We start from the raw sequence: 13,782 nt of genomic DNA, 5'->3' as shown, positions 1-13,782 counted from the left end.
CTTTACTAATAAGCTGCAATGTATTTAAACCCGCGACACACAGCGCGTTTATTTACTGCCATTATAGCGAGGCGGCCATAAATATAAACTCCCTGCTACTTCACCTCTGCAATACATAAATAAGAAAGGCGACCCAAGGCCGCCTTCTTTGTCTACTCAGTATATTAGCCCAAAATAGTAGCTAATTCAGCGCTTACTTCAGAAACTTTGCGAGTTCCGTCTAATTTAAAGTACTGGGTGTTGCCTGCATCAGCTTCTTTACGATAGTAAGAAACCAGCGGAGCCGTCTGCTGATGGTACTCAACCAAACGTTTGCGAACCGTGGCTTCCTGATCGTCTTTACGAATGGTTAACTCTTCACCGGTAATATCATCTTTATCTTCAACCTTAGGCGGGTTGAATTTGATGTGATAAACACGGCCAGATGGAGCATGGACACGACGACCAACGATGCGATCAACGATCAGTTCGTCTGGCACGTCAAATTCCAGGACGTAGTCAACCTTAATACCGGCTTCTTTCATGGCATCAGCTTGAGGAATGGTACGAGGGAAACCATCAAGCAGGAAGCCGTCGCGGCAATCGTCTTGAGTGATACGCTCTTTTACCAGTGCGATAACCAGCTCATCGGTCACCAGCTTGCCAGCATCCATAATTTCTTTTGCTTTTAAGCCCAATTCTGAACCGGCTTTAACAGCTGCGCGCAACATATCGCCAGTGGAAATTTGCGGAATACCGTACTTCTCCATGATGAATTGCGCTTGAGTTCCTTTACCAGCGCCCGGAGCGCCCAGCAGAATGATACGCATTGCGTAAATCCCCTTGCTATGTAGTTTTTCTATGTGTTTTTACTAGAATGAAATCGAAAATGCAGAAAACGCGTAACCATACCATTTCCACGGGTGATCGCTCAAGGCACCTTGCCGGAGGAAGTAATTGAAGAAATGAGGCTAACTGAATTGATTTGGCAGAGAAAGGCAGTGATTGTGCGGTTAAAATGCCCCTAACCGAGCTTTTGGTCAGGGGCAATCGCATTGCAAATTAGGCTGTCAGTAACTGATTCATACGGCGAATGAACTGGTTTGGATCATCCAAAGTCCCGCGCTCTGCCAACAGAGCCTGATCGAGCAGCAGCTCAACCCACTCCGCAAACAGGCTTTCATCACTGACTTCAGCGGCACGTTTTACCAACGCGTGTTCTGGATTCAACTCGAAAATGTATTTCACTTCAGGCGCTTGCTGACCCGCAGCGGCAAACAATTTTGCCATTTGTGTGCTCATTTCATCGGCACCTGTGGTGACGATGGCTGGCGTGTCGGTCAAACGATGAGTCAAGCGTACGTCTTTAACTCGGTCATTCAGCAGCGTTTTAACGCGCTCAACGAAAGGCTCCAGTGCTTTTTCCGCTTCTTGCTGCTCCGGAGTTTCTGCATCAACCAGTTTATCCAAGGATTCATCGGCCTTACTCACTGACTGGAAGGCTTTGCCATCGAATTCAGTCAGGTAGCTCATCATCCATTCGTCAATACGATCGGATAACAGCAGAACCTCAATGCCTTTCTTACGGAACAGTTCCAGATGCGGGCTGTTCTTCGCAGCGGCATAGCTGTCGGCAGTAATGTAGTAAATCTTCTCCTGACCTTCAGCCATACGGCTAACATAATCTTCCAGCGAAACGGTCTGCGCCGAGCTGTCGGTATGGGTTGAAGCAAAGCGCAACAGTCTAGCAATGGTTTCTTTGTTGCTGCCATCTTCTGCCGGGCCTTCTTTCAGTACCATACCGAACTGTTGCCAGAACTTCTGGTACTGTTCCACATCGTCTTTCGCCAGTTTTTCCAGCATTTGCAGTACGCGTTTGCTCAGAGCGCTACGCAAATTCTGGGTAATACGACTGTCCTGCAAAATCTCACGAGATACGTTCAGCGGCAGATCGTTAGAATCTATCAGGCCGCGAACGAACCGCAGATAGTTCGGCATAAACTGTTCGGCGTCGTCCATGATAAACACGCGCTGCACATAAAGTTTCAAGCCGTGTTTATGATCGCGGTTCCACAGATCCCAAGGCGCCTGCGCTGGGATATACAGCAGACTGGTATATTCCTGCTTACCTTCTACGCGGTTGTGGCTCCAGATTAATGGATCGGTAAAATCATGGGCGATGTGTTTGTAGAACGCTTTATATTCGTCATCGCTAACATCGGCTTTACTCCGCGTCCACAGCGCCTGAGCTTTGTTAATTTTTTCCCAGCTAACGGTGCCGTCTTCTTCGTTTTTACTTTCGATTTCCACCGGCAGAGCGATGTGATCGGAATACTTGCTGATAATTGAGCGCAAACGCCAATCGTCCAGATACTCATCTTCCCCTTCACGCAGGTGCAGGGTGATTTCAGTACCGCGATCTTCTTTGGTGATGTCAGCGATAGTGTAATCGCCCTCGCCTTCTGATTCCCAGAACACACCAGCATCCGCCGGTGCACCTGCGGCACGAGTGCGAACGGTGACTTTATCTGCCACGATAAAAGCAGAGTAGAAGCCAACGCCGAACTGACCAATCAGTTGGCTATCTTTAGCCTGATCGGAACCAATAGATTCCAGGAATGCTTTGGTGCCGGACTTAGCGATAGTACCGAGGTTTTCAATCACCTCGTCGCGGCTCATACCGATACCGTTATCACTCAGTGTCAGAGTGCGTTTTTCTTTATCGCAAGACAAACGGACGCGCAGTTCACCGTCACCTTCATATAATTCAGGGGCAGAAAGCGCACGGAAACGCAGCTTATCGGCCGCATCCGAAGCATTTGAGATCAGCTCGCGCAGGAAAATTTCTTTATTGGAGTAAAGCGAGTGAATCATCAAATGAAGCAGTTGTTTTACTTCAGACTGAAAACCACGGGTTTCTTGACCTTTCATACTCATTAGTTACCTCAATGCAAATTACTGTGCAGGCGGATATAGCCGAATGATGGAGATCAGATGGGGGTTGTAAGGAGGTGTTTCAAGTCTGAAAAGTGATGTTTGAGAGAAAAAAAGCATAAGCAGGGGCGACGGCCAGATTATCTCAAATGATATTATTCATATGATAATCAATAATAAACCGCCGCCTGACCTGAAAAAGGATCAATATTTGATCGGATGTCGCCCAGCCAGAGAGTGAGACAGCGTGGTGCCGTCCACCATTTCCAACTCGCCGCCCACCGGCACGCCATGCGCTATTCGGCTAGCCAATACGCCATACTGGCCGCACATCTGGCCGATATAGTTAGCCGTTGCGTCACCTTCCACCGTTGGGTTAGTGGCCAGAATGACTTCGCTGATACTTTCGCTGGCGAGGCGTTGTTCCAACAGATCCAGACCAATATCCGCAGGGCCGATACCGTCCAACGGCGATAAATGCCCCATCAGGACAAAATAACGCCCGCCAAACTGCCCGGTTTGTTCGATGGCGTGAATATCCGCCGGGCTTTCCACCACGCAAATCTGCCCGTTTTGTTGACGGCGAGGATTAGCGCAAATGGTACAGCTTTCTTGCTCAGTAAAAGTACGGCAATCGACGCAGTGGCCAATTTCCGACATCGCGCGGGTGAGCGCCTGAGCCAGACGCATTCCACCGCTACGATCCCGCTGTAGCAGGTGGAAAGCCATACGCTGCGCCGATTTTGGGCCTACGCCCGGTAAACAGCGCAGCGACTCCATTAATGTTTCAAGGAGTGGGCTGGTTTGCATCAGAACGGCATCTTAAAGCCCGGTGGCAGTTGCATACCACTGGATACGGAGGCCATTTTCTCTTTTTGCGTTTCATCAATGCGGCGTGCGGCGTCGTTCAATGCGGCCGCAATCAAATCTTCCAGCATTTCTTTATCGTCTTCCACCAGCAGGCTTGGATCGATTTCAACGCGGCGGCAGTTATGCGCACCGTTGATAGTCACTTTAACCAAGCCCGCGCCAGCTTCACCGGTAACTTCCAATTTGGCGACTTCTTCCTGCATCTGCTGCATTTTTTCCTGCATCTGCTGGGCTTGTTTCATTAAATTGCCAATACCGCCTTTACCAAACATAGTCTTCTCTCACAGCAAGGGCCGCGTCTGTGCACCATGCACGTACCGCAGCGATTAAATAGGTCGGATACTTTCTTCATCCAGCTCGGCATCAAAGAATCGACGCAGAGTCTGAATGTTCTTATCCGTAAGAATCGACTGACGCGCCTGCGCCAGCTTCTCTTCATAAATTGCCTGTCGCCATTCCAGCGGCGTTAGCTCCGCCGGATTGTCGTCTTCAATCACGCTTAGTTCAACCGGGCTGCCGTACAACCCACTTAACGCTTCCGTCAACACTTTCTGCGCGGACGGCGAATTCAGATGGCGCTGAGACGAACGCAGGTGAAGGCAAATATTACCCGGTTCTATCTGTTGTTTAAATGCATTCAGCGCCAACTGCTGAACCAATTTAGGGATCTGAAGCTGATTTATCTCCGCCGCCCAAGGGTCGCGAAGAATCGCCTCTTCCGCTAATTTTGCCGATAGCTCCGGCGTTTTCTCATGTTCTAGCGCCGAACGTAACGCTTTAGGCGTAGCAACTGGCTCCGGCGGCGTTTCAGGTTCGTTTTGCGCTTTCCAGCGATACGCCTCTTTCTTGCCCGGTTTCGCCTCGGTGGCTTTGGCAGCCTGACGCTGCTGACTACGCTCGGTTACTGAAGCCAATCGCTCCAGAGCCGAGATTGCCGGCCGCGCTTTGTCAGGCGCTGCCGGCTCATTCTTTTTTGGGCTGGATGTCCCATGCTGTCGTAAAAGCTGGGTTCGCGCCTGCAATAGCTGAGCGGTAGATTCCGGCACCGATGCTGGCGGCATTGGCTCTGACCGAGCTGGTGTAGACGTTACCGGCTGCGGCGCGGCGTGACGCTGCGGTATAGCATGAGTCGGCGCACCGATCGGAGAGGGAATCTGTGGAACAACTTCCGGCTCCGCGATAACCGCTTTTGGGTGGAAAGCCAGAGCGCGTAACAGCGTCATTTCAACACCCATACGGCGATCCGGCGCATAAGCTAGCTCTTTACGCCCCACCAGCAATGTCTGGTAATACAGCTGAATATCCGTTGGCGGCAAAGTACGCGCCAGTTCACGTAAACGCGGTTCTATTTCTGCGTAATGATTATCCAGCATGGATGGCAGCAATTGAATCATTGCAATGCGATGTAACAGACTGAGCGTTTCAACCAACAGGTTTTCCCAATCTACACCGCGTGACGCCGCCTGTTCTATCTGCGCCATCACCCGCGCACCATCGGCGCTCACCAGCGCTTCGATGATCGCCAGCGGCTGTTCATCATCCAAGGTTCCCAGCATCTGGCTGACCGTCGCGGTGGTCACCTGCCCCTGGCCCATAGAGACCGCCTGATCGGTCAGGCTCAGAGCATCACGCATACTGCCATCGGCCGCACGCGCCAGTAGTTGTAACGCGCGAGCATCGCTGTCGATTTGCTCAGCCTGAAGCACTTTTTCAAGCTGAGCACGAATTTGTTCCACATCAAGCGCTTTCAGATGAAATTGCAGGCAGCGGGAAAGAATTGTCACCGGTAATTTCTGCGGGTCCGTCGTCGCCAGCAGGAATTTTACGTGTGAAGGCGGCTCTTCCAGCGTTTTCAACAGGGCGTTGAAACTGTGGCGGGAAAGCATGTGCACTTCATCGATTAGATAAACTTTAAAGCGGCCACGCGCTGGCGCATATTGCACGTTATCCAGCAGTTCGCGCGTATCTTCCACTTTGGTGCGCGAAGCGGCATCGATCTCGATCAGATCGACGAAACGCCCCTGCTCAATTTCCAGGCAGTTGGCGCATTTGCCACATGGCGTGGCGGTAATACCGGTTTCGCAGTTCAGCCCTTTTGCCAATAAACGAGCAATAGAGGTCTTACCGACACCGCGAGTACCGGAGAAAAGATAGGCGTGATGAATCCGTCCTAACGAAAGGCCATTAGCCAGCGCTGTCAGAACATGTTCCTGACCAACAACTTCAGCAAAAGTTTGGGGACGCCACTTGCGGGCAAGGACCTGATAGCTCATTAATACTTCATCGCTGAGATTGAGAAGACCATTTATACAGAAAAAACAAAAACACCGTTACCGCTTATATTTCATACTGGATTGTTTTCATTCACCTTTACTACCAAGATATAACCTATCGACACCATCAAAGTTATACCCATATCATCTATCACTATACTGTACCAGTACGTTGATTGTCATTCCTATTACTTTGAACATCATATTTCAGCGATTTAAGCCTGACTGAGCTGCACACCCTTCTCCGCTCGCAGCACACAGTTATTGAAAGCCTGATACAGCGATTTTATTAATCATTAGGCTTACCAATAGATTGAGCCAATAAATGAAAACGGATACGTACCAGCAGTCCGCCCAGATTTCCCCCGGTCAGAAGCTCCGGATGGCTTTGATGGTAGATGGCAATATCTTTGACTAACGCTAACCCCAGACCGGCTCCGGACTGTTCGCCAACGTTATCCAAACGGTGAAATGGGATAAGCGCCTGTTCAGTTTCGTTATCGGCAATACCGGGGCCACTGTCCTCAATTTCCAAAATACAGTGATCAATATGCTGATCCTGATGCAAGCGTGCAGTGACCGTTCCACCGTCTGGCGTGTATTTCAAGGCGTTATCCAACAGGTTATCGCACAGTTCGGCCAGCAGCAGCCCATCCCCTGCAATTCGGTACTCCCCATCACTTTCATAACCCAAATCAATATGCTTGCTACGCGCCTGCGGCAAACGGGCAAAACAAGCGTCCCGCAATAATTGAGAGAGATTAACAGGTTGCAGAGTTCGCTCTACCACTTTAACGCGGGAAAGCTGCAACAGACGGTCAGTTAGCGCCACCGTGTTATCTAGAGTGTGTTTCATCGCCTGTAGGCTTTCACGCCACTGAGCCGGTTCGTTGCTAGCCAGAGCCACCGCAGCCTGCGTTTTCAGCACCGCCAGAGGCGTGCGCAGCTGGTGAGAAGCATCGGCGCTGAATCGTCCCTGCCGCTCAACCATTTCCCGCAGCCGCTGGATATAGCGGTTAAATGCCAGCAGCAACGGCGCCATTTCAGACCAGGGGAGAATTTTAGGCAGTGGCGTTAACTCACCGGGATCGCGCAGTAACATCAGGCTGGAGAGTTTACGTAGCGGCTTAAGAATTCGCTTCAACAGCAGATAAGCCATAGCCAGCGTGAATAACACTAAAGCCCCCTGAGTGAGCACCGCAGAGACCATAATTTGCTGCGCCAGATTATGCCGCGATGCCAGCGTTTCGGCCACGAGCACCATCACCATCCCCATTACGCCCTCTTCGTTAACCGGCTGATACAGCGCAGCCACACGAATCGGCTTTCCGTCATAATGAGCATCATAAAAATGTACCAATGCGGGATAAAGATTCGAGCGCGGCGTATTGGGCGGTAGCGGCGGTAAATCATCGTAACCGGCAATGCTTTTGCCTTCCGGCGTAATGACCTGATAATAAAGCTGATCATTCATGTTACGTTCGAAACTATCCAGGACAATGTAAGGCACATCCACTTCCAAACGGCCGTTTCTCACTACCAGCCGTTCCGCGACGGTTCTGGCCGAGGCTAACAGCGAGCGATCGTAAGCCAGCGTTGCCGCATTCATCGCACTGATATAATGGGTATAAATCGAAAGGCCGCCGAGAATCAGTAAAGGTAGAGCGAAAAACACCAATAATTGATGGAATAACGAACGAGACGTTGTCAGGCCAGCGCCTTTAGCCCTGCCCATGTTCGCATTCCAGACTGTATCCTAACCCGCGCAATGTCATGATCGACACATCGCTCCCCTGCAACTTTTTACGCACTCGATGAACATACAGCTCAATACTTTCCGGGTTAGCTTCCTCCGACAAGGTAAAAACCTGCTCAAATAATTGCTGTTTTGCCACTGGCCGCCCACGGCGATGCATCAGTGTGGTCAATACCGCAAGCTCTCGAGGCGTCAGCGCCAAGGGTTTATCGTCCAGTAAAAAATATCCCTCATCGTGATAAGTCAGAGAACCAAATTGCAGAGCTTGCTGAGTCACGCCCACGCTGCGACGCAATAAAGCGCGAATGCGAGCCTCCAGTTCGTCGAGTTCAAAAGGCTTGGTGAGATAATCATCTGCGCCCAGATTGAGACCTTTTACCCGATCCGCTACCTCGGTGCGCGCCGTCAGCAATAATACTGGCAAAGTTTGTCCACGTTTACGTAACCGGGCCAAGACCTCTAATCCATTCAAGCGCGGCAAGGCCACGTCCAAAACGACTAAAGCGTAGCTTTCGTTTTGCAGCAAATGCTCGGCTTCAATTCCATCATGGGCGATATCCACGGCAAACCCCGCGTGAGTCAAAGCCTTCTGTAACCAATGGGATAATTCGGGATGATCTTCTACCAACAAGAGACGCATATCACATCCTGTACTTTTTCCTGACCGTTGAAAGGTAACTGAAAGGTTATTGTTTTAACAATTCAGCAACCTCGCAATCGCGGGAAGGCTCACAGTTTGTAAGAAAATAACTTAGGAATCGCTATGAAAAATATAATTACCCGTGCTCTCACCGCTTCCGTCCTGATGTTAGCCGCACAACAAGTTTTGGCGATAGATCCACCGAAGCGCACCGAATGTATTGCTCCCGCCAAGCCCGGCGGCGGCTTTGATTTAACCTGTAAATTGATTCAGGTTTCCCTACAGGAAACCAAAGCCATTGACCGCCCGATGCGCGTCACCTACATGCCTGGCGGTGTTGGCGCTGTGGCTTATAACGCCATAGTGGCGCAGCGTCCGGCGGAATTCGGCACCGTCGTGGCATTTTCCGGCGGCTCGCTGCTGAATCTGTCGCAAAACAAATTCGGCCGTTATAACGCGAATGACGTGAAGTGGCTGGCCGCGGTTGGCACCGATTACGGCATGATCGCGGTACGCAGCGACTCTCCATATAAAACGCTGAAAGATCTGATGGATGCGTTCAAGAAAGATCCAAACAGCGTGGTATTTGGTGCCGGAGCATCCATTGGAAGTCAGGATTGGATGAAAACCGCGTTGCTGGCGCGCGAAGTCGGCGTTGATCCTCACAAAATGCGCTACGTCGCTTTTGAAGGCGGCGGCGAGCCGGTAACGGCGCTGCTGGGTAACCATATTCAGGCAGTTTCCGGCGATTTAAGCGAAATGGTGCCTTATTTAAGCGGTGACAAACTGCGCGTGCTGGCGGTGTATTCCGAACAGCGTCTGCCCGGCCAACTGGCTGATATTCCTACGGCAAAAGAGCAAGGCTTCAATCTGGTGTGGCCAATTATTCGCGGTTTCTATTTAGGGCCAAAAGTGACTGAAGAAGAATACCAATGGTGGATTAACACCTTTAACACCTTGACTCAAACCGAAGAGTTTAAAAAGCAGCGCGACTTGCGTGGGCTGTTTGAATTCAATCTAAGCGGCAAAGCATTGGATACTTACGTCAAAAATCAGGTTGAACAATATCGTGAACAAGCCAAAGCCTTTGGTTTAGCTAAGTAATCGGAGGTAGATGATGAGCGACCGCATTTTTGCCGGTATCTGGATTCTGCTGTGCGTCAGCGGCTTGTTTATCGGCTGGGGAATTCAAAGCGAATACAGCTATGAACCACTGGGGCCAAGGCCTTTCCCTATCGCTATTCTGGCGTTAATGACCCTGTGTGCAGTGCTATTACTGCTGCGCAAGCCGGAAACCGTTTCCTGGCCGCACAGTAAAGTATTACAGCGTTTGCTGGTGATGATCATTACGCTGGTGCTGTATGGCTGGGGTTTTGAATGGCTCGGATTTCCACTCGCTACGGCTTTGTTGACCTTCAGCATAGCGCTGTTGTTCCAGGCCAGCCTGATTCAGGCGCTGCTATCGGCGGTGGTTATCGGTATTGCTTTATTTTATGCCTTTGACCACTTACTGGATGTCACCCTACCGCTCGGCGTTTGGCTGAACTAACGAGGCAATAATGGAAACCTGGATGTATTTATCCCAAGGGTTTGAAGTGGCATTAGTGCCACAAAACCTGATGATTGCCCTGATTGGTTGCTTTATCGGCACCATCGTTGGCCTGCTACCCGGTCTTGGGCCAATCAATGGCGTGGCGATTTTACTGCCGCTGGCGTTTGCCTTAAAGCTGCCAGCAGAATCTGCCCTGATTTTACTGGCAACGGTTTATATCGGCTGTGAATACGGCGGACGTATCTCCTCGATATTGCTGAATGTCCCCGGCGATGCGGCGGCGATTATGACCGCGCTCGACGGCTATCCCATGGCGCAGCAAGGGCGCGCAGGCATTGCACTGTCTATCTCAGCGGTAAGTTCCTTCGTCGGTTCAATCATTGCCATTGGTGGCATTATTCTATTTGCACCGTTGCTGGCGCAATGGTCGCTCTCATTCGGTCCGGCAGAGTATTTTGCACTGATGGTGTTCGCCATCGCTTGCCTGGGCAGCATGATGAGCCAGAATCCGATTAAATCACTATTGGCAGCATTAATCGGTTTGGGGCTGGCAACGGTGGGCGTCGATGCCAACACCGGGGTATATCGATTCACCTTTGACAGCGTCCATCTCTCTGACGGCATTCAGTTTATCGTGGTGGTGATTGGTCTGTTCTCGGTCAGCGAAATTTTGCTGATGCTAGAAGGCACCAGTACCGGGCAAAAACTGGTGCGAAAAACCGGCCGTCTGTTATTTAACCGTAAAGAGGCGGCGGAATGCGTGGGGCCAACCCTGCGTTCTTCAGTGATTGGTTTCTTCGTGGGGATCCTGCCCGGAGCCGGTGCTACCATTGCCAGCGCGCTGACTTACATGACGGAGAAAAAAATCAGCGGCAATAGCGAAAGCTTCGGCAAAGGAGATATTCGCGGCGTGGCGGCACCGGAAGCGGCCAACAATGCCTCGGCCTGCGGTTCGTTTATCCCAATGCTGACGCTAGGCGTGCCCGGTTCAGGCACCACGGCGGTGATGATGGGCGCATTGACGCTGTATAACATCACGCCGGGGCCAGCCATGTTTACCGAGCAGCCGGACATCGTCTGGGGATTGATTGCTTCGCTACTGATTGCCAACGTGATGTTGCTGTTGATGAATCTGCCATTGGTCGGTTTTTTCACCCGAATGCTCACCATTCCCCTATGGTTTCTAGTGCCGGCGATCGCCGCCGTTTCTGCAGTCGGGGTCTATGCGGTACACAGCACCACATTTGATCTGGTCTTGATGGTTGGACTGGGCGTCTTTGGCTATCTGCTGCGAAAAATGAACTTCCCGATGTCACCGCTGATTTTAGGCTTTGTTCTGGGAGAAATGCTTGAGCAGAATTTACGGCGCGCGCTTTCCATCAGTAACGGAGATTTCAGTATCTTATGGCAGGGTGCAATCGCCCAAACCTTACTCGGTCTGGCTGTTGCAGTATTGATATTGCCTTTTATATTAAGGCGTTGGCGTAAACGTCGACAGAAATCACCGGCAAATGCCAATGTGTAATCGTCAGATGCAGTATTATTCGCAGCGAGTATTGTTAACAGAAAATATGGTTAGCTGAAAGTGCAGTCAGACTGTGATCATTCAGACAGCAATAGAGAATTAACTGGGCCTCGTGCTATTTCAGTAACGAGGCCTTTTTTTACCGATTGCCAAAAGGCATGGTCAAATTAATGACCGTCGAAAGAGACCAGACTGTAGCAATCAATACCTTGTTCCGTCAGGCGTTTTTCACCGCCCAGCTCTGGAAGATTGATAATAAATGCCGCAGCAACCACTTCACCTTTCAAACGGTGAATCAATTTAGCCGTCGCTTCAATGGTTCCGCCGGTCGCTAACAGATCGTCGATAACCAGAACTTTATCACCTGGTTTAATGCTATCGGTGTGAATTTCCAGCTTATCGGTGCCGTATTCCAGTTCATAGCTTTCGCTAATGGTTTCGCGCGGCAGCTTGCCGGGCTTACGGACTGGAACAAAACCTACGCCCAGAGCCAATGCAACCGGCGCGCCGAACAGGAAGCCACGGGCTTCGGTACCTACAACTTTGGTCACGCCAGCGTCCAGATAGCGTTCTACCAGCAGTTCGATACTGGAAGCGTAAGCCAAAGGATTATCCAACAGGCTGGTAACATCGCGGAACAGTATGCCCGGTTTTGGATAGTCAGGGATGGTTTCAATACTGTCTTTAATATACTGAAGCTGTTGTGCTGTATTAGGTGCGGTAGCGGTCATAATTTGTGCCTGATAAAACTGCTGAACATACTAAAACGCGGCCACCCGATGTCGATCAAACACCGCCGGGACAGAACACATCCACCCCTTTTAACGCCCTAAACAGGGACTATGGGGCAATCCGCGCACGAAAACGCTCAAATCTATTCAAACTGATGGAAAAATGCAACCGGAGCCAGATAATCAGCGCTTTTTTTGTTGCGTTAGGTCAATAACCGGCATCCGCAGCATGAAAATCAATAAAACGATAAGCATAATTGCTAACAGCATTCTTACCCACCAGATTTTAACCAACCACAGGGATATGGAAAAAGTGATAAGCGTCACCAGTACCGCTTTCCACTTGGCTCCCGGTGGCAGCGCCCGATGTTGCTGCCAGTTGCGAATATAGCTGCCAAACCATGAACGATAGAGTAGCCACTGATGAAAACGCGGCGATGAGCGAGCGAAACACCAAGCGGCTAATAGCAAAAATGGTGTGGTGGGTAACAACGGTAATACCACGCCTAAGGTAGCCAAGACCACGGCGGTCCATCCCAGGATGATTAACAACCAACGAGACATAAGCTCCCTTTATTTATTCTCACCATCATTGAAAAAGATACTAACCGGTACTTTATCATTAACCAGATTCACCACCAGTCGATTCATGATTCAATTTACCCAAACCAGTCCTTATTCCTTGTTTCCCGGCGGGTTCAAAGGCAAGCTAGCCCCAAGAATATCAGGAGAGAATTCCATGAGCACAGAAAAATTGTTACAGGTGCTTGAAAGCCAGGTTGAAGCACTGTCGGCTGAAATCGCCCCACAGGCGCACACGCCTACGGCTCAGGCTCGTTTTGATCAGCTTCTTTTCAGTAACCACGGCACGCGTTTGCGGGATTATCTGCTGGAGGTTCGCAAGAATCTGACACAATTGAAGCAAGTCGTCGCCGAACAGCGCTCCGAACAGGTGGCTTTTTTGGCAGAAAAGCTGGTGGCGCAGATTTCAGCTTTACAGCGAGAGCTCGCGACTCAAACCCTACGTAAAAATCAGCCCAAACCACGACAGGTTAGCCAGGATCCGTACCATAAACTGGCAGAGCATCAGGATTATGAAAGACGGATCATCACTATGATTCAAGATCGTGAAAGTCAGTTGGGACAACAAACCCGTCTGGTGGATCAGCAGCGAATCCAGAAGGAACTGGCGGCGCTGGAAGGCCGATTAATGCGTTGTCGTCAGGCTTTGACGCGAATCGAGCGCAGTATCGAGAGAAAAGATAATGGTTTTTGAAGGCGGGTCACATTTGCATAAATGATGATTATTTGGTTTAAATTTATTATCTATAATAATATTCTGATTAGCTAGCATGCATTCAAAGTTGATTCATTACGTATATATTTACGTCTCTGAGGCTGGCCGGCTTCCTCACTATGCCACCGGATTATGCGGGATAATGCAGCTTATCGATTTGTCAGTTCTGCCGGCATTCACATTGACGGCACGGATATAACTGCACCAGATTGTTTTTGGTGTCAC

The 13,782-nt window shown here is 50.3% G+C and carries 13 protein-coding genes and 1 other annotated feature; of the genes, 4 read left to right on the top strand and 9 right to left on the bottom strand.

The features are described from left to right. Positions 1–164: 164 nt before the first annotated feature. The 7 genes from adk to tctD all read right to left on the bottom strand — a co-directional run bounded on the left by adk (position 165) and on the right by tctD (position 8,452). A complete protein-coding gene (gene adk, locus DBA33_RS10465; RefSeq protein WP_120806402.1) occupies positions 165–809 on the bottom strand; it encodes an adenylate kinase in 645 nt (214 codons plus the stop codon). Positions 810–1,041: 232 nt separating this feature from the next. Then, positions 1,042–2,910: a molecular chaperone HtpG gene (gene htpG / locus DBA33_RS10460; protein ID WP_162975196.1), complete on the bottom strand. Its 1,869-nt coding sequence runs from the start codon at positions 2,908–2,910 to the stop codon at positions 1,042–1,044. Positions 2,911–3,117: 207 nt separating this feature from the next. Then, positions 3,118–3,723 carry a recombination mediator RecR gene (gene recR, locus DBA33_RS10455; RefSeq protein WP_049598610.1) on the bottom strand — a complete coding sequence of 202 codons (606 nt, stop codon included), beginning with the start codon at positions 3,721–3,723 and terminating at the stop codon, positions 3,118–3,120. Further along, complete coding sequence (locus DBA33_RS10450; RefSeq protein ID WP_049598609.1) at positions 3,723–4,055, bottom strand: YbaB/EbfC family nucleoid-associated protein; 333 nt, start codon at positions 4,053–4,055, stop codon at positions 3,723–3,725. The genes recR and DBA33_RS10450 overlap by 1 nt, the downstream gene beginning before the upstream one ends. Positions 4,056–4,109: 54 nt before the next feature. Further along, on the bottom strand, positions 4,110–6,056 hold the full coding sequence (gene dnaX / locus DBA33_RS10445) for a DNA polymerase III subunit gamma/tau (RefSeq protein WP_120806400.1): 1,947 nt from the start codon (positions 6,054–6,056) through the stop codon (positions 4,110–4,112). Further along, positions 4,713–4,777, bottom strand: a sequence feature (DnaX frameshifting element). Its footprint overlaps the gene before it by 65 nt. Before the next feature lie 289 nt (positions 6,057–6,345). Beyond that, on the bottom strand, positions 6,346–7,791 hold the full coding sequence (locus tag DBA33_RS10440) for a sensor histidine kinase (protein WP_120806399.1): 1,446 nt from the start codon (positions 7,789–7,791) through the stop codon (positions 6,346–6,348). Continuing rightward, positions 7,778–8,452, bottom strand: a complete 675-nt coding sequence (gene tctD / locus DBA33_RS10435; RefSeq protein ID WP_120806398.1) for a transcriptional regulator TctD — start codon at positions 8,450–8,452, stop codon at positions 7,778–7,780. The genes DBA33_RS10440 and tctD overlap by 14 nt, the downstream gene beginning before the upstream one ends. 123 nt (positions 8,453–8,575) lie before the next feature. On the opposite strand from tctD, the gene DBA33_RS10430 reads away from it, so the two are divergent. Genes DBA33_RS10430 through DBA33_RS10420 form a run of 3 tightly spaced genes read left to right on the top strand, consistent with a single transcriptional unit; the run spans position 8,576 to position 11,529 of the window. Next, a complete protein-coding gene (locus DBA33_RS10430; RefSeq protein ID WP_064512300.1) occupies positions 8,576–9,556 on the top strand; it encodes a tripartite tricarboxylate transporter substrate binding protein in 981 nt (326 codons plus the stop codon). A 13-nt stretch (positions 9,557–9,569) separates the two neighbouring features. Next, positions 9,570–10,001, top strand: a complete 432-nt coding sequence (locus DBA33_RS10425; protein WP_064512299.1) for a tripartite tricarboxylate transporter TctB family protein — start codon at positions 9,570–9,572, stop codon at positions 9,999–10,001. Positions 10,002–10,011: 10 nt separating this feature from the next. Continuing rightward, positions 10,012–11,529, top strand: a complete 1,518-nt coding sequence (locus tag DBA33_RS10420; RefSeq protein ID WP_064512297.1) for a tripartite tricarboxylate transporter permease — start codon at positions 10,012–10,014, stop codon at positions 11,527–11,529. 167 nt (positions 11,530–11,696) lie between these two features. Here the strand turns inward: DBA33_RS10420 and apt are convergent, their stop codons facing one another. Further along, positions 11,697–12,260 carry an adenine phosphoribosyltransferase gene (gene apt / locus DBA33_RS10415; RefSeq protein WP_064512296.1) on the bottom strand — a complete coding sequence of 188 codons (564 nt, stop codon included), beginning with the start codon at positions 12,258–12,260 and terminating at the stop codon, positions 11,697–11,699. Positions 12,261–12,443: 183 nt separating this feature from the next. Further along, the gene (locus DBA33_RS10410; RefSeq protein WP_064512295.1) at positions 12,444–12,824 is read right to left on the bottom strand and encodes a DUF454 family protein; all 381 of its coding nucleotides are present in this window, start codon (positions 12,822–12,824) and stop codon (positions 12,444–12,446) included. 175 nt (positions 12,825–12,999) lie between these two features. Here DBA33_RS10410 and priC point away from each other — a divergent pair, with 175 nt between their 5' ends. After that, positions 13,000–13,536: a primosomal replication protein PriC gene (gene priC / locus DBA33_RS10405; protein ID WP_064512293.1), complete on the top strand. Its 537-nt coding sequence runs from the start codon at positions 13,000–13,002 to the stop codon at positions 13,534–13,536. Positions 13,537–13,782 lie beyond the last annotated feature (246 nt).

The organism is Yersinia sp. IP36721, from assembly GCF_003634395.1.
Classification (GTDB): domain Bacteria; phylum Pseudomonadota; class Gammaproteobacteria; order Enterobacterales; family Enterobacteriaceae; genus Yersinia; species Yersinia entomophaga.
This window is presented reverse-complemented; position numbering and strand designations above follow the sequence as displayed.